Genomic DNA, 16406 nt, shown 5'->3' on the forward strand with positions numbered 1-16406 from the left:
GGCGACGGCGGTGCGCGTGTCGATCGGCTGCCCGGACAGGGTCAGAACAGGGTGCGCCATCGGCCGATGCGGCGTGAGACGCCGCCCCCGTCGGGGATCAGGTCCATATGGCCGCGCTGTCGTCCTTGAGTAGTTGTTCGATGTGCTGCCAGGACTCGGACAGTTGACCAATACCGGGTTCGCCTGGTTCCGTGCAGACGCTGTAGAGCGCGTCGGGCCCGATAGACCAGAAGTGGTCGCGTGGCTCGGCCCGTTGCGGTATTCCGGAGCGCACGGGGAGACGGAGCGAATCCACATCCCACGGGGGCAGCACAACCGGGAAGGGTCGTCGGGCGAGCGGACTGCATGCCGCACGGTTGCGTATCGTATCCGACTTTCTTGCCGCGCAAATCCACCATGGTGGCGGGGCGTTCGTTCAGCGCCGAGGTGAGCGCCGGTGCCGCGTCCTTGAGGTCGGCCGAAGCCCCTCCAGCGACGTTGCCGGATCGCGCAACGTCAGCGTGGCCTGTTGCGCGCTGCCGAGCACACCCTGCGGCTCACACGTATCGTGGCACGGACCTCCCCAGTTCCCGCCGGCACTGTCTGCCCGTTCCGAGCCCTCTTACGCCGGGGAGTCCCTGGCGGCCGCACTTCCAAAAATCTTCACCGCCAGCCCCGTTTCCGGACCAAGCCGCGTCGAGACGCACCATCCGCCCACTGTCCGCGGACCTGATCTTTTCGAGATCAGACTGGGAAAATCGATTCCTGTGGCATCGGAGATCTCGCCCCGGTTGAAAACGATCCGATCTCGGCGCGGACGCGGATCTTCGGCTTGGACTCGTCGACCATGACTTCCGGATTGCCGCGCATGACCTCGGCCACGACGTGGGCGTGCTGGTTCTTCCTCAATGTCACACTGCACATGTTCGACACGGTGGGACTGGATCCGAACTGCCTGCTCGTCATCACGGCACGTTCTCTTCAGGTCCACGATGTCCATTTCGGACAAAGCAGCCCAGGCACTCACGGTAGCGCATGAAGCCCGATCGGCGGTGCTAGACCAGAGATGTCGCGCCACACAGGCGGTCTCAATATGAGACAACGAGTGGACCACGGGCTTTGTATTCTGTGCACCGAAAGCACTCCGGTCCGTTCCGAAGGAGTCCCCGATGCTTGACCTGGAATACCGGGAGTCCGCGATATTGGTCCGGATCCGGGCGATGCCACGACAAGTCCTGACAGCCGAACTGCTCGACGGTCTCACCGCGGCCATCGCCTACATCGGGCCGGACCGTCCCATCATCCTCACCGGTGCCGGCAGCGTTTTCGCGCCCGACCTCGATCCGGCTCCGGGCCCGATCCGCGCCGCCGCCTCGAACCGGTTATCGCGAGTACTGAACCGGATACGTTCCCATCGGCTCCCCGTCGTGGCCGCCATCAACGGCGACGCGATCGGCGCGGGATACAAGTTGGCCGAGGCGGCGGACATCCGGATCATGTCCGGAGGGGTCATCCAGCCCTTCTCCCGGAGCGGGATGCGATACCGTGCACCCGCGGCGGTGGCGGCCGGGTTGGTCGAGCACCGGTGCGAGCCGGCGGAGCTGGTCAGCCTGGCGATGCGGGAAGTCGGCGTCCAGCGCACCCGCATCGCGGTTCCCGGTTAGCCCTGATCAGCCCCCGTTCGGGCAGAGCCCAAGCCGAAATACCCCGCGGTCCGGGACCGTTCGTGGTCGCGGGCTCGCTCGCTGCCCCGGCGTCAGTTCGGGCGGAGGGTTGGTATCGGGTAACGGGCAGGGAGACGACCGCACGGTTCGGGAGCTGCTGTTTCGCGCGGTTCGACCGCGCACCGAACGGCAGTCGTCCTTTCCCGGTACGGTCGTCTCCCTGACCGCCGCCCCGCGTATTCACACACCCCTGGCGGTGACGGCGGCCATCTTGGCGCGGTGGCGCCAGGGCACTAATAGATATTGGACGGGCGCACCATGCCTTCCGCAAGATCACCGAAGCTGGGATCGACGATCGCGCCAGGGTTGACCAGCACTTCCTCGACGATCGCCGTCTCCGTGGTGATGAGGAGGGCTGCGATGGACGCCGCGCTTTCCAGGGCTGAGCGGGTTACCTTGAGCGGGTCGATGACGCCCGCCTCGAACAGGTCGCCGTAGGCACCGGTGAGCGCATCGAACCCGAAGCCGCTCTCCATGTCGGCGACCCGTGTCAAAACCTCGCCACCGTCGTAGCCGGCGTTGGCCGCGATCCAGTGCAGGGGCTCGCCCAGAGCCCGGCGTACGATCTCGCGTCCCTGCGCGGCATCGCCTTCAAGGCCGGCCAGCTCGACACGACGTGCGGCCTGCGCCAGGGCGGCGCCTCCACCGGCGACAACGCCCTCCTCCAACGCCGCCTTCGCGGCCGCCAGCGAGTCCTCGACTCGCAGCATCCGCTCCTTGAGCTCGACGCTGGTCGCGGCGCCGACACGAACGACGGCGATGCGGCCCGAAAGCCTCGCGATGCGCAGCCTCAGGCTGTCCTGATCGTGCTCGATCCGGGCTCGCTTGAGCTGCTTTTCCAGCTGGCCGATCCGCGCCCGCACCGTGGCCTCGTCACCGGCGCCGCCGATGATCGTCGTCGTTTCCTCGGTGATCGTGATGTGCTCGCAGCGACCGAGGTCCCGCTCGGTGACCTCGGTGAGGGTGATCCCGGAGTCCTCGCTGACCACGCGTCCGCCGAGCGCCGCGGCCAGGTCCTCGAGCTCGGCCAGCCGCCGATGACCAAAGCCAGGTGCGCGAACCACGACCGCGGGGAACGTGCCGTGCACGTTTCCGCTGAGGATCAGCTGGAGGGCCGGGCCGTCGACGTTCTCCGCCAGTATCACCAGTGGCCGGTCGACGCGGCGGGCCGCCTCGACCGTGGGCATCAGCTCCTGCACCTGGCTGATCTTCTTGTTGGTCAGCAGGATGACCGGCTCGTCGAAGCCGGCCTCCATCCGTTCCCGGTCGGTGACCATGTAGGGCGAGATGTAGCCGTGGTCGAACTCGATCCCGTCCACCACTTCGACGCCGAGGCCGGGGTCTTCGGACTCTTCCACCTCGACGACACCTTCACGCCCCACCGCGGTCAGTGCCTGCGCGATCACCCGGCCGATCCGTTCGTCGTCGTTCGCCGCCAGGGTCGCGATCCGCTCGAGCTCGACCTCTCCGGCGACCTGCGTCGCGGACTTGCGCAGCCATTCGACGACGGCCTCGACGGTCTCCTCGATGCCGCGGCGCACCCGCATGGGATTCGCTCCCTCACCGAGCGCGGCCAGGCCCTCCCGGACCATGGCCTGAGCGAGCACCGTCGCCGTGGTGGTGCCGTCACCGACGGCCCCGTTGGTCTTCATCGCGACTTCCTTGACCAACTGGGCACCCATGTTGGCGAACGGATCCCGAAGCTGAATCTCCCGGGCGATGGTGACGCCATCGTTGGTGATCGTCGGTGGTCCGGTCAGCTTCTCCAGCACGGCGTTGCGACCCTTGGGCCCCAGGGTGACCTTGACCGCGTCGGCCAGGGTGTTGACGCCGAGCTCTAGCCGGCGCCGCGCCTCCACGCTGAACCGCAGCTCCTTCGCCATAATGCCTTACTTCCTTTCCGTGCGAGGGGACCCTGCCGGGATCAGGGAATGAGAACTGCGCGGCCACGTACCTTGCCCGCACTCAAATCGTCGATAGCCCGCTGGAACTCGTCCAGCCGGTACCGGGCGGTGTGCAGCTTCACCTTGCCCTGGGCGGCGAGCACCATCAGGTCCTGCAGATCGGTGTACGAACCGACCAGGTTGCCGATGAAGTTGATCTCCGTCGAGATGATGTCGATGGTCGGCACGTCAATGTTCTCGCCGTAACCGACGACGTAATAGTTTCCCGCGCGCCGCAGCATCCGGACACCTTCGGACGTCGACCCGCCCTCGCCGACGAAGTCGAGGATCGCCTCGGCACCGTGGCCGCCGGTCAGTTCGAGAACCTCGTTCACGTGGGATCCGTCGGCGACGACCGTGACGTCGGCACCGACCTGCTCGGCCAGTTCGAGCGCCTTGGGGTTCCTGTCCACGACGACGACGGTCGCCGAACTCATCGCCTTCATACACTGGATCCCGATGTGGCCAAGGCCGCCCGCGCCGATGATGACACAGACATCGCCGGGGCGTAGCACCCTGGCCGCCTTCGCGGCCGCGTGCTGAGCGGTCAGGCCGGCGTCGGCCAGCGCGGCGACGTCGGCCGGCTCGAGGCTTTCATCGAGCTTGACGCAGGAACGCGCCGAGGTAAGCACGTACTCGGCGTACCCACCATGCGTGTCGATGCCGGGGAAGCGCGCATTTTCGCAATGCACGTCGTCGCCAAGGCGACAGGCCCGGCACAGACCACACGTCATCAGCGGGTGGAGGATCACCTTGTCCCCCACCGCGACGTTCGTCACCGCGTCGCCGACCGCGTGCACCCAGCCGGCATTCTCGTGGCCGATCGTGTAAGGCAGGGCGACACCGGACTTCTCGGCCCACTGTCCCTCGAGGATGTGAATGTCGGTCCGGCAGACGCCGGCGGCGCCGACCCTGACCACGACGTCCAACGGCCCGGCGATCTTGGGTTCCTCGACGTCGCGCAGCTCGAGGTTCTGGTGATACCCGGTTACTTGTGCGGCTTTCATGAGTGGCTCCTGGAATTCGTGATGACCGGGGAGAATCCGGCGGCACCCTCCGGTCCGGTGTCGGCATACCGGGTGGCGAGCAGCCCGCGGCAGAAATGGGCGTTGCCCTCGATGGAGATGCGGGTGGCCGTGGCCAGTCGCAGCCTCAGCGCGACGTCCGGCTTCGCGATCGGGTCGCCGTCGTGGTCGACCATCACGCGTGCGTGCGAGTGGTTGGGCAGACCGAGGGCCCCTCGCCGACGCAGGAGCGCGGCCTTGAGCGAATTCTCGGGCAGGTCGAACAGTTCGAGGAGCGGCAGTTCTTCGAGTGTCCAGGCGCCACTCGCCAGTAGCGACCGGCAGCAACGTTCCATCGCGGCGAGGTGAGCCTTGCGTTGGAAAGAGCGGCGCAGCTCGTCGAGACTGTCTTCCGCTTCGGAGCCGAAGGTTCCGACATAGCCGAGCCCGGCGGCGGTGCCGGTGTTGATCTTGTCGGAGTCATGGTGGTCGTCCAGGAGCACCCGCACCCTGCCCACGTCCGGCACGCCCGCCAACGCGTCGTAGGCATCAGAGACCATCAGGTAGGCGAAGTTGGGTGCGCAGAACGCGGTGGGAAGTCGCAGGTGCACCTCCACGCTGTGATCGTCGATGGTCACCGAACGGACGAATCCGAGCTCGGTCACAGGTTGGTCCAGCTCGGGGTCGAGCACCGTCGCCAGTGCCGAGAGGACATCGGCCTCCACGGACAGGGCGGTCGTGGTCATCGGGCACCGGCTTCCGCGCCCGCCTCGGTCGGCAGCCGGAATTTCCGAGGCACGTCGAGGTCGTACAACGCGGCCGCGTTCAGGCCGAGAATCTTCTTCTTCTGCTCGGTGGTGATCGGGGGATACTCGGACATGTCCTCGGGGATCTGGAAGTCGACGAACTTCTCGACGAGCCACTTCGGCGTCCACAGAGCGTAGTCGCTCGCGAACAGGATCTTGTCCTCGCCGATCCAGTAGATGAGCTCTCCGATGATCTGTGCGAAGTAGCGCGGCCGCGCGTGGATGAACGGCATCGCGACGGCGAGTCCACCGTAGACGTTCGACTCCTGCGTCGCGATCCAGCAGAAGTCCTCCAGGCGCGGCAACCCGACATGTTCGACGATGAAGTTGAGTTCGAGGTAGTCGGTGGCGACCTTGTCGATGTCGGCGACGTCGAACGCGTCCCGGTCCAGCGGCCGGATCGTCGGTCCCTTGTGGACGTGGATGTTCTTGATACCGAGCTCGATGCACTCTTCGAGATAACGGCGCGACCACGGCTCGTCGAGCTTGTACCCCCGCGAGTCGCCGTGCCACTCGGCGGTGTAGAGCTTGACGCCCTTGAGATTCATCCGCTCGGCGTCCCGGCGCAGTTGCTCCAGCCCCGCCTCACCGTTGCGTGGATCGTAGGCATGGTTGTAGGTCAGCTTGTCCGGGTGCTTACGGGCGAGCCCGAACGCTTCCTCCGTCTGACCGAACCCGTTGTGGTAGAAGTCGCTCAGCAGGGTCGCCTGGAAGATGGCGTGGTCGACGTGGCCCTCCTGGAAAAGGTCCTTCATCAGGCGGTCTGCACCGTAGTAGGTGTACGTGTCGTAGTCCCAGATGACTTCCTCGGGGCTGAGGTTCTTGTGATAGTCGTAGAAACAGTCGATGAACTGTTTGCCGTGCACGTTCTTGATGTTCGACCCACGGCCGTCCCAGATGTGGACGTGCCCGTCGACGACGTAGTATTTCTCGCCATCCTTCTCGTACATCAGAGAATCCTCACCCTTCGGTCATGCTTGTTTGCTGTGGAAACTGGTGGCGGGGCTCCTTTTCGAAGCCCCGCCACCAGTGGTTTCGGGCTGTTCGGCCTCAGCCGTGCGCGAGCAGGTCGAAGCCGATGTGCTCGGCGGCGTCCTCCGGGTTGGCGAAGAGCAACGTGCGGTCGTCCAGATGCACCATGCGGCCGTAGTGGGTGGAGCTGATCTCCTCGAAGATCGAACCGTCGAACGGCTGGCCGAGGGCATCGGTCAGCTCGTCGTAGTCGAACTCCAGGAGCCTCGTGCCGTCCACCCGGATCATGGACGGGTACTCCACGAGAGAAACGCCTTCCTTCGTCGCCATCACGTCGGCGACGACACGGCCGATCGGGGTGTTCATCAGGGTGACGCCGCACATGTTCGACGACCCGGCCTGCGAACCGAACTCCATGGCACCGCTCACTTGTCCAACTCCTTCGGTACGTCGAGCCCGATCTCCTCGAGCAGCTGAGCGAACTTCTCCTTTGTCGCACCCAGCGAGTCCGCGAACGTGCGCGCCTTCTCCGCCGGCTGCGACCAGATCGGCTGCAACGCCAGCGCAGCGTCCAGGCACTTCGGCACCCACGTCGCGAGCCACTCGCCGAACAACTCCTTGTTGCCGGCCCCGTACTTCTCGTCGCGCGTGAGCAGCTGGAACAAGGCCCGGGTGTAGGCGAGATCCCGGCTGTAGTCGTACTCCCCGGTGCCGACGATGGTCGGCGTGATGTAGTCGCCGTTCTTGGCGGAGATCTGCATGACCAACTCGGACCGGAAGAGCTGACCGACCAGCTGCTCGAAAACGACATTGGCGCCGAACAACAACTCCGCCCAGTCGCCGACCGCGGTGAGCTCCTCGACGACCTTGCGGGTGGCCTGCCACTCCTGGGCCGACTGCCACACCTCCTTGTGCACCGAGCCGTCGAAGGTGCCCAGCGACTCGGACAAGTCGAGGTTGAACAGTGCGAGATCCTGGGCGAACCGCATCTTGTGCGCCGCGTTGACCGCCACCGCGGTGTTGATCATGTTCGTCGTCCCGGAGCGCTGGATCGAGGTGAACACGTGCAGCGCCATCCCGTTCTCGGCGTGCATCCAGGCGCCCAGGTTGCGGGCGATGAACTTCTGCCAGGCCGTGTTCCAGTTGCCGTAGGCGCCGGCACGCTTCGCGTTCTCCAGGCAAAGGGACACCTGCCGCACCACCGCGGAGTTGTTGCGGTAGATGGTCTGTTCCCATTCCTCGTTGGGGTCGAGGAAGGCATGCCAGTTGGACGATTTCGCCCGCGTCCACTCCGGCGGGTACCCACCAGGCCCGTCACCGAAGCCGTAGATCCAACCCTGGGTCAGGTGTCGCTCAGGGTCCGGCTGCACGTCGACGGTCACGTCCTCGTACACGGTCGCCCGGAGTTTGGCCGGCTTGAAGTAGTTGAACGTGCGGCTCTTGGAGCTGGGGAACTCCAAGGCGCCGGCTTCGGAGTCGGTGAACTCCACCTTCGGGAAGCTGCGCACCTTGGGCGCAGACGCTGCACTGCTCGCCATGTTCTCTCTCCACTGTGGTGAGTGCTGAGGTTGTCCGGTCTCCTGGTCCGTCGCTGTCTTCTCGCGTCCTCCGTCGTCCTACTCGTCCTCGTGAACCGACGTGGTGAACTTGTCGTAGAACACCTGGTCGTCCGGTACCCCCTGCCGCGAGGCCAGGGCCAGCGCGGCGTCCACCATCGGCGGCGGTCCGCACAGATAGACCTCGGCACGGTGCAAGCTGGGCTCTCTGGCCTCGACGACGTCGGTGACCAACCCCTTCTCGGCGGTCACGTCGAGGTCCTCGATGCCCTCGTCGGACTCCGAGAGAGCGACAACGAACTCGAAGTCGTCCAGCCGTTCTCCCAGCGCCCGGATCTCGTCGAGGTAGAAGAGATCCGCGATTGTGCGGGCGCCGTAGTAGAAGCGGATCCGGCGCGGGTCTCCGGTCGCACTGAGGTGTCGCAGGAGCGCGAGCACCGGTGCCATGCCGGCGCCTCCTGCCATCAGGACCAACGGCAGCACATGCGCCTTCTTGAGGGTGAAGTTCCCGTACGGACCGTGGAGGTCGATCGTGTCGCCGACCTCGATCCCGTCCTCGAGTAACGACGAAAATCGTCCGCCCGGGTACTTCTTGATCAGGAATTCGATGTGGTCCGTGGTGGCCGGGGTCGTCGCCATCGAGAACGACCGCCGCTCGTCGCCGCCCGGGATGCCCAACTCGGCGTACTGGCCCGGTTTGAACTCGAACGCCGGTGGATCGACCGGCTTGAGCTTGAGGCCGACGATGTCGTGCGTGTGCGGGACGACCTCGAGGACCTCGGTCGTGATTTCCTGGAGCGGGGCCGAGTTCAGCAGCTCGTCTTCGTCGAAGTTGAGCAACTCGATCCGGCAATCGCTGAAGGCGTGCGCCCGGCAGAGCAGCACGAAGCCCTCCTCGACCTCGGCGTCGTTGCAAGCGAACGTCGAGTAGCGCTCCATCTGGATCTCGCCGTCGAGGACATAGGACTTGCACGCCGAGCACTGACCCTCGCGACATCCGTGCATGAGGTGGATGCCCTGCCGGAACGCGGCGTCGAGGATCTTTTCGTCCTCATCGACCTCCATCTCGATGTTGACCGGTTCGAAAGAGATGCGATGGGTATCGCCCATGAGAGACTCGATTCTCGGGTCGGCGTCAACGCACGGACACGGACACCTGTGCCCAGCTCGGGAATACAAGGGGCGCGGACGGTGGTGGCGACATGGACAGCCCGGAAACGGCCGAGTCGTCATCACCACCGTCCGCTGGTTCTCAGACCCTCAGGAGGTGCAGACGTTGGGGTTGGCGCGGTATGCCGCCGCCCACTCCGCACGCTCCTGATCGGTCATCTGGTTGAGGGTCACGTTCGGGCTGGCGAACGGGATGCCCCGGAGGTCATCGAGCGTCCACAGCTTCTTCGGGTCGTCGAGATCCAGATGCGGCTGCCCGATGAGCGTCTTGCCGTCGTCACGGACGTAACCGAGGTCCTTGACGATATCGGCGAGGTCCCGGTCGTGGTGGAGCGTTTCCCACTCGCGCTGCCCCGTGAGACGGCCCATGTTGGGAGTCTCCCGGCCCTCGTACTCCGGACGGAACGCCACCTTGTCGGTCCACGCGCAGGTCTCGGAGCAGTAGGTCCGCCACTGGTCGTCGACCTTGTCGACCACCAGATCCTCACGAACGAGGCAGGGCACCATGCAGGTCCAGCAACGGTGCGGGTACTCGTAGCCCACGTCCTCGAACGCGATCGGCTTGTTCCGGCCGGGGTGCTTCATCCGGTTGTAGGCTTCCCACCACTTGCCGAACTGGTTGTACCAACCCGGGTACTTCTCCTCGAACCACTCGAAATCGGCGTCGGTCATGCCGTCGATCCGCCAGTAGTTCACCGGCCAGCCGGTGGCGAAGAACTGCGCCACCCGATGGACGTAGAACTTGCTGGTGATACGGTTCCACGCCTCCTCGACCAGGTCGTGCGGGATCACCAGGCCGTACTTCTCCAGCGGGAGCAGGTAACTGCGGTAGTAGTCGTCATAGATCCAGCGGCGCCACATCTCCGCATAGGACTCCCGGTTCTTGCGGCGGTCCTTGGTGCCGTACTCGATGAACGTACCGATCGCCGCGTCCACCACGCAGTGGTTGTTCCACCAGGCGTAGCGCAGGTCGCGCTCCAGCAACGGACGGTTCCGCTCGTCGGCCAGTGCCATCAGAAGGATGGAGTAACCATTGCTGATGTGCCGGGACTCGTCCGACTGCACCGAGTGGAACACCGTCGGAAGCAGGTAGTCGCCGTTGGCGGCCGCCTCGTCAGGCATCGCGACGAACAGCGTGTTGGTGAAGGCGGTTTCCGCCACCACCGTCAGATAGATGTTCGCCGCCGTGATCGCGTCACCGGTGATGAACCCCTCGCCGAACTGGCGGCCGATGGTGCCCGCGTAGTTGTTCGCGAACGCCTTCTCCGTGATGTCGAATCCGGCCGGATCGATGTAGTTGTTCATGTACAGCTTCTTGAGGTTCATCTGGATCGTCGAGTGACGAACCTCGTCGATCATCTGCACGGCCAGCCCGTTGTGGATCTCCGGGTTCGGCACCGCGTCGATCGCCATCGGCATCGCGCGCGCCGCGGAGATCTCCGGGAACGGGATGATCGACAGGAACAGCTTCTGCCACTCCAGCCAGCGCTGCTGCACCTGCCGGAACATGTTGCCCCGGATCGCGCCGTCCATGGCGCCGAAGACCCGGTTGTCCTTTTCCTCCTCCATCGGGAAGTACGACCGCATGATCTGCTTGAGCGGGTCCTTCTTCGGTGCCTTCTCGAACGTGTAGTCGGTTCCGAAGCGAGTAGCCGGGGTTGCGAACGTGGGCTCCCACGACAGCTCGGTGATCTTGTTGTGCGCCTTGGTCAGACTCTGCCTGCTCAATTAAGCCTCCTTGCGACCGCGGTCTCTGCGCTCGGCAGTGCGTCTTTCGTGGGAGCAGTGTGTTGCCTGTCTCAGGTAACTTCTGTCTCAATATGAGATTGCGGAGACGGCTGGGCGCCGTCAGGATGGGTGCGGCAGGCCGGGTCAGCACCCTGCCATGGCACCTCAACGTCAAAGGAGACGCTGGTGGCGACACGAGAAGGCCGGTTGGACCCGCAGCAGATCAGCACCCTGCGGGAGAAGTTCCTGTCGCGACCCCTGCCCGAGCTCCCAGGTGTGCGAGAGATCATCCGCGCGTCATGGCGGCGCTCGCTGGAACATCAGGTCGACGCCGAGGAACCCGCCCCGATGTTCGTCGCCGACCGCGACGGGGAAAGTCTTCTGGTACGCAGCGCCACGCCGATCCTGGACAACCTGTCCGGGGACCTGGCGGTCCATCCCGTCGCCATCCTGCTCACCGACGCGGACGGCCTGGTGGTGCACCGGTCCACCCCGGACCTGTCCCTCAATTCCGCTTTGGACCGGATCTTGCTCGCACCCGGCTACAGCTACGCCGAGGAGTCGGTGGGGACCAACGGAATCGGCACGACACTCGAGTGCCAGCAACCCGTGCTCGTGTCCGGCTTCGAGCACTTCAACGGCCGCCTCGCGAACTTCGAATGCGCCGGCGCGCCGATCCACCATCCGGTACGCGGGCATCTCGTCGGCGTACTCGACCTGACGTCGTGGCCGGGGACCCCGGGCCCACTCCTGCTGACCTTGGCGCGCACGACGGCCAAGCGGATCGAGGAGGCGATGCTCGCCCTCACCGGCGCCCGTGAGCTGGCCCTCTTCCGCGAGTACCTCGCTTCCTGCCAGCGGGGCTCAGGCGCGATCCTGGCCGTCAACGAGGACGTCGTGATGATCAACAACCACGCCCGGGAGCTGTACGACGTGACCGACCGAGCGGCTTTGCTCGGCCACACGGCCGACGTGGCAGGTTCGACCAAGCCGGTCACGGTCCTGGCCGACCTGCCCTCCGGCGTGGTCGCCCGGCTGGAGTACCGGCCGGTCTACAGCGGCTCGGCGCTCGCGGGCGGGGTGTTCCGGGTGAAAAACCAGGTCGCCCCTCGCCCCACCGCCGGTCGAATCGACCCGCAACTACCGGGCGTCGCCGGCGCCAGCCCGGTCTGGCGGCAAGCGTGCGCTGCCGCCGAGGTCAGCTTTCTCAACGGCAGCTGGCTGGTCCTGACCGGGGAACGCGGCACCGGGAAGACAGCCCTGGCACAGGCCGTCACACGACGGCACTCGCCTACCGGCCGGCTGGTGCTGCGGGATTGCGAGGCCGCGGACGACCACCCGGCCTGGGCCGATGCTTTGGCCGACGAGGTGGCCAGGGGCGACTCGCCAGTAGTGCTCCTGCGGCATGCTGACGCGCTGACCGGCGAAGGAGCACAACGCCTCACGGACCTGCTCACCGCCTGGCAGGCGGCTCCCCCCGGACAGGCCCCGGCCTGGGTGGCCGTCACGCTCACCGATGTGGCGCGCAATCCCGACCTCGAAGGATGGCTGATGCCGTTCTTCGCTCACACAGTCGAGGTGCCACCACTGCGTCACCGGGTCGATGACCTGCACCGCCTCGTGCCGAAACTGCTGGCACGCCACACGAACAACCGAGATCTCACCGTCTCGGACGCCTGCATGCGCCAGCTCATGCGGCTGCCCTGGACGGGAAACATCCACCAGCTCGACCGCATGCTGGCCGAGGTCGCCCGACGCCGCCGGGCGGGGACGATCGAGGTCACCGACCTCCCCGTGGAATGCCGGACCTTCACTCGCCGCCAGCTCACCCAGATGGAGACGATCGAACGCGATGCCATCGTGGCCAGCCTTGCGGCCAACCAGGGTAACAAGGAGCGGGCGGCCGCCGACCTCGGCATGTCACGAGCCACCATCTACCGCAAGATCCGCGCCTTCGGGATAGTTCCGCACCACTGATCCAGCCGCTCACGAGCCGGCGCGGCAATCTGTCGCCGGAACTCGTTCAGACTCCAGTAGCCGCGAGTCTCGACCAGTACCTCGCCCGTCCAACTCGAAGGTATGGACCCCGGTGAGAGTGATCGACCGTCGCGTCAGTCCAGCCGCGCATGACGCAGACGGCGGCGTGATGCTCCTTGCCGACGTGCACGGATTTCACCGTCCAGCTCAGATCCCCGAAGGTCCCGAAGAACTCCCGGAGCCCGTCTCGCCTCGCCGCTCGGCCCGAACGGCTCGAGCCAATCGCCATGTCCAGATGAGTGCCGTCGTCCCGATGGAGCGCCGCTGCCGAAGCGGCGTCGTACGCGTTTGTACGCCTGACAGAAATCAGCGATGACGCGCTCGGCGGTGTCCGCCCCCACCGCGGTCGTCAAGCGACCGAAAGGCACTGATCCTTTCCGCGTAACCGCCGGTGACGGTGGGTAGTAGTGCCTGGTGACACGCCGATGCTGTTGTGGTGCATGGAGAAGACGCAAAGTCCCCGGCATGAAGGTGGTCGGCTACTAAAGACGGTCTCGCTGACGGGTCGCGCAGTGAGTGGCCGGTCGAAATCAGCCGCCCGACGCCTGTCCCAAGGCCGAGCGGGCGGCTTTGAAAAGCTGCCCGCTCGGGTACTCCACGTAGGTCTTGAATCTCGGCGTCAGGCGCGGCCCAGAATGAGCCGCCCGCAACGGTCGCCGATCATCATCGACGGGGCGTTGGTGTTGCCCGACGTGATGCTGGGCATGATCGCGGCGCTGGCCAGCCGCAGGCCGGTGACGCCGCGCACGCGCAGTTGGGGATCCACGACGGCGTGCGCGTCGATGCCCATCCGGCAGGTGCCGACCGCGTGGAAATCGGCCTGGGAATAGGTACGCACCGCTTTGATCAGCTCCTTCCTGGTGTCGACAGCCGGGCCGGGGATGGCGCCGTCGTCGGTCACCCAGTCGCGCAGTCCCTTCGAGTTCATCAATTCAAGGGCCAGCTTGTAGCCCTCGAGCTGCGTCTCGAGATCTTCCTTGGTCCGCAGGAAATTCGGCTGGATGATCGGCGGTATGGCGGGATCGGCCGACCGCAGCCTGACGTACCCTCGGCTGGTCTGGTGCAGGTTCATCACCCCGATCGACGTCGAGTTTCCCGGAAAGGGCGGATACCCGTCGCGCGTGTAGTAGACCTGGAACTCGTACGCGGGCGTCCCTGGCACCCGCCCCCTGCCGGTGAAGATGTTGACGTCCATCGCGGTGAGGTGCGACGCGGGTTCGGGTACGCGGAGCTTCTTCAACGTCACGGAGATCAGGTGGTCGTGCAGGTTGGCTCCGACGCCGGGCAGGTCGGCGACGACCGGGATGCCGAGTGGTCCCAGATCGCACGCCGCACCGATGCCGGACAGCTGAAGCAGACGAGCGGTGTTGACCGTACCCGCGCTGACGATGACCTCCCGGTCGGCCCGGATCGTGAACTGGCGACCACCCGCGTTGATGACGACACCGTCGATCGCTTTCCGGCGATCGAACGTCAGCCGCGCGACCTCCGCATCCGTCATGATCGTCAGGCGCGGGTCGGTGAGGTACGGGGTCAGGAACGCGGTGAACGCATCCTGGCGAATCTTGCCCATCACGTTGAGCTGCGTGTAAGCGACACCGAACTGGGTCGCGCCGTTGTAGTCGGGGTTGAACGTGTAGCCGGCGTCGACGGCCGCGTTCACCGTGGCTTGGGAAAGCAGGTTGCGCTGCGTCAGCTCACTCGACGGCTTGATCGGCCCGGTCAGCGCGTCCAGCGACGGTCGCACGCTCGCGTAGTCCCAGCCGATAGCGCCCTGGGCGGCCCAGTTGTCGTAGTCAGCCGGATTGCCCCGAACCCACACCATCCCGTTCACCGAGCTGCTGCCGCCCTCGAGCTTCCCGCACACGAACGACTGCGGCTGGTTCAACAGCTCCTGCTGCGGCTCCGACTGGTATGGCCAGATGAGCGTCGAGCCCGGCGCCGTCAGCGTGCCCGCCTTCGTGAAGTCCCGCACCTCCGGCAGGTCGTTCGTACCACCGGCCTCGATCAGCAGCACACTCGCCCGCGAGTCCGCCAGCAGTCGCGCGGCCAGCGTGCACCCGGCCGAGCCCGCTCCCACGATGACGTAGTCGTAGCGGCGAGATGCCGCGCCTGCCGTCCCCGTGGTCGAGGCCAGCGCGACCGACATCGCCGACACACCGAACAACTTGAGCAGGTTCCGTCGAGTGAGACTTCCGTCCCGCACCCGGCGAGCGATTTCTTCCGGATCTTGCCAAGTGTTCTGGTTTGTCCTGGACATCAGCGTCCTTTCGAGCTAGGGGCCTCGAGTAGGTGTGTCGGTCGTGTGGGATCGGCTCCGAGTAGGCAAAGGCCTTATCCCGTCTGGGTTTGCGACCTCGACACAGCCCGGACAAGAAAGGCCTTTGTGGTGAAGAAGATACCGCATGTGCGGAGTCGGCGGAACGCGACATGTCGGCGGCGCCGGCTGGCGGCGCGTCACGCGCGGGCCGTGCATTGGGCCGTGCAGCCCACGCCGATGCTCGGCTCACAGAAAATGTCCTACGAGGTGGGTGGGAACGTGGACGCGACCTGTTTCGGGGGGATCGCCGCGCGGCACCGGTTGGTGGTCAGGCTGGGCCTGGTGGATCGGATCAACGACGATCTCGAGTTGGTGAAGGTGCACCTGCCGTACCACGAGTCCGATCATGTTTTGAACCTGATCTATAACGTGGCCTGCGGCGGCACCCGGCTGGAAGACATCGAGCGGTTGTGGCACGACACCGCCTCCATGAATGCGCTGGGCGCGGATCTGATCCCCGATTTGACCACTGATCCTGGATCTTCTCGGCCAGGACCGGGGTCCATCGGTAGCGCTCATACCGCAGCGCCTCAATGATCGTCTGGATCTTCTTCAGACTCATACCGTCCACCGTCTCCGTGTTGACACCGGGAGTCATGGCACCATCGTTGCGGTAGATCTTCCCGTAGGCACGCAGATACAGCTCCGGGTTGAACAGCCGCCGATACAGGGCAAGTCATATAATCAGTGCACGACAGGTTCTTTAGGATCATGTCACTGGTTTTCTGGCTCTGTCAGGTGAAGGGTTTGCTGGGGTGCGGGGTGTGGAGTTGTCGTCGGAGGATCGGGAGATTATTTCCCGGGAGTTGGCGAAGGGTGAGTCGTATCGTGCGGTCGGGCGGTTGCTGGGGCGGGACCATTCGGTGGTTTCTCGTGAGGTCGCACGGAATGGGGGCCGGGAGAAGTATCGGGCGATGCACGCGCAGCGTCGTGCCGACGTATGCCGGTCGCGCCCGAAAACCCGGGTTCTGGAGTCGAATACACGTTTGCACGACGCGGTGAACGAGAGGTTGGGAAAGAAATGGTCGCCACGCCAGGTCGGGGAACGGTTGCGTATCGAGTTCTCCGATGACGACACTATGCGGGTGTCGTACGAGACGATCTGCCAGACGTTGTACCCGCAGGCTCGCGGCGAGCCGCGCACCCAGTTGAAGCTGGCGTTGCGGC

General features: G+C 65.4%; 15 protein-coding genes. 4 read left to right on the forward strand and 11 right to left on the reverse strand.

The features are described 5' to 3' along the window. Positions 1 to 723 precede the first annotated feature (723 nt). Entirely contained in the window at positions 724 to 945 is a 222-nt protein-coding gene (locus VJT49_RS20920; protein WP_324166559.1) for an MmoB/DmpM family protein, read from the reverse strand. Positions 946 to 1148: 203 nt separating this feature from the next. Here VJT49_RS20920 and VJT49_RS20925 point away from each other — a divergent pair, with 203 nt between their 5' ends. Next, the gene (locus VJT49_RS20925) at positions 1149 to 1643 is read left to right on the forward strand and encodes an enoyl-CoA hydratase/isomerase family protein (protein WP_324166560.1); all 495 of its coding nucleotides are present in this window, start codon (positions 1149 to 1151) and stop codon (positions 1641 to 1643) included. Positions 1644 to 1936: 293 nt separating this feature from the next. On the opposite strand, the gene groL is transcribed toward VJT49_RS20925, so the two are convergent. From groL to VJT49_RS20965, 8 genes are all read right to left on the reverse strand, one after another. Then, a complete protein-coding gene (gene groL / locus VJT49_RS20930) occupies positions 1937 to 3586 on the reverse strand; it encodes a chaperonin GroEL (protein WP_324166561.1) in 1650 nt (549 codons plus the stop codon). A 41-nt stretch (positions 3587 to 3627) separates the two neighbouring features. Next, positions 3628 to 4653, reverse strand: a complete 1026-nt coding sequence (locus tag VJT49_RS20935; RefSeq protein ID WP_324166562.1) for an NAD(P)-dependent alcohol dehydrogenase — start codon at positions 4651 to 4653, stop codon at positions 3628 to 3630. Continuing rightward, the gene (locus VJT49_RS20940; RefSeq protein WP_324166563.1) at positions 4650 to 5396 is read right to left on the reverse strand and encodes an iron-sulfur cluster assembly protein; all 747 of its coding nucleotides are present in this window, start codon (positions 5394 to 5396) and stop codon (positions 4650 to 4652) included. The genes VJT49_RS20935 and VJT49_RS20940 overlap by 4 nt, the downstream gene beginning before the upstream one ends. Continuing rightward, a complete protein-coding gene (locus VJT49_RS20945; RefSeq protein WP_324166564.1) occupies positions 5393 to 6406 on the reverse strand; it encodes an amidohydrolase family protein in 1014 nt (337 codons plus the stop codon). Before VJT49_RS20945 ends, VJT49_RS20940 begins: the two co-directional genes overlap by 4 nt. A gap of 100 nt (positions 6407 to 6506) precedes the next feature. Then, complete coding sequence (mimD, locus tag VJT49_RS20950) at positions 6507 to 6857, reverse strand: propane 2-monooxygenase effector subunit MimD (protein WP_324166565.1); 351 nt, start codon at positions 6855 to 6857, stop codon at positions 6507 to 6509. Further along, positions 6854 to 7966, reverse strand: a complete 1113-nt coding sequence (locus VJT49_RS20955; protein ID WP_324166566.1) for an aromatic/alkene monooxygenase hydroxylase subunit beta — start codon at positions 7964 to 7966, stop codon at positions 6854 to 6856. Before VJT49_RS20955 ends, mimD begins: the two co-directional genes overlap by 4 nt. A gap of 78 nt (positions 7967 to 8044) precedes the next feature. Continuing rightward, positions 8045 to 9094 (reverse strand): 2Fe-2S iron-sulfur cluster-binding protein, encoded by a 1050-nt coding sequence (locus VJT49_RS20960; protein ID WP_324166567.1) that lies wholly within the window; start codon positions 9092 to 9094, stop codon positions 8045 to 8047. A 150-nt stretch (positions 9095 to 9244) separates the two neighbouring features. Next, positions 9245 to 10882: a methane monooxygenase gene (locus tag VJT49_RS20965; RefSeq protein WP_324166568.1), complete on the reverse strand. Its 1638-nt coding sequence runs from the start codon at positions 10880 to 10882 to the stop codon at positions 9245 to 9247. Between the two features lie 186 nt (positions 10883 to 11068). Here VJT49_RS20965 and VJT49_RS20970 point away from each other — a divergent pair, with 186 nt between their 5' ends. After that, complete coding sequence (locus tag VJT49_RS20970; RefSeq protein ID WP_324166569.1) at positions 11069 to 12859, forward strand: sigma-54-dependent Fis family transcriptional regulator; 1791 nt, start codon at positions 11069 to 11071, stop codon at positions 12857 to 12859. A gap of 46 nt (positions 12860 to 12905) precedes the next feature. Here VJT49_RS20970 and VJT49_RS35365 read toward each other — a convergent pair whose 3' ends face one another. Both VJT49_RS35365 and VJT49_RS20975 read right to left on the reverse strand, forming a co-directional pair. Beyond that, complete coding sequence (locus tag VJT49_RS35365; protein WP_414636046.1) at positions 12906 to 13229, reverse strand: nuclear transport factor 2 family protein; 324 nt, start codon at positions 13227 to 13229, stop codon at positions 12906 to 12908. A 309-nt stretch (positions 13230 to 13538) separates the two neighbouring features. Next, entirely contained in the window at positions 13539 to 15179 is a 1641-nt protein-coding gene (locus VJT49_RS20975; RefSeq protein ID WP_324166570.1) for a GMC family oxidoreductase, read from the reverse strand. Between the two features lie 279 nt (positions 15180 to 15458). Between VJT49_RS20975 and VJT49_RS20980 the strand changes: the two genes are divergently transcribed. Beyond that, positions 15459 to 15776 carry a hypothetical protein gene (locus tag VJT49_RS20980; RefSeq protein ID WP_324166571.1) on the forward strand — a complete coding sequence of 106 codons (318 nt, stop codon included), beginning with the start codon at positions 15459 to 15461 and terminating at the stop codon, positions 15774 to 15776. A gap of 227 nt (positions 15777 to 16003) precedes the next feature. After that, positions 16004 to 16406, forward strand: a 403-nt coding sequence (locus VJT49_RS20985) for a helix-turn-helix domain-containing protein (protein ID WP_324166572.1), incomplete at its 3' end; no start/stop codon positions are given.

It is taken from the genome of Amycolatopsis sp., assembly GCF_035276945.1.
Classification (GTDB): Bacteria; Actinomycetota; Actinomycetes; order Mycobacteriales; family Pseudonocardiaceae; genus Amycolatopsis_E.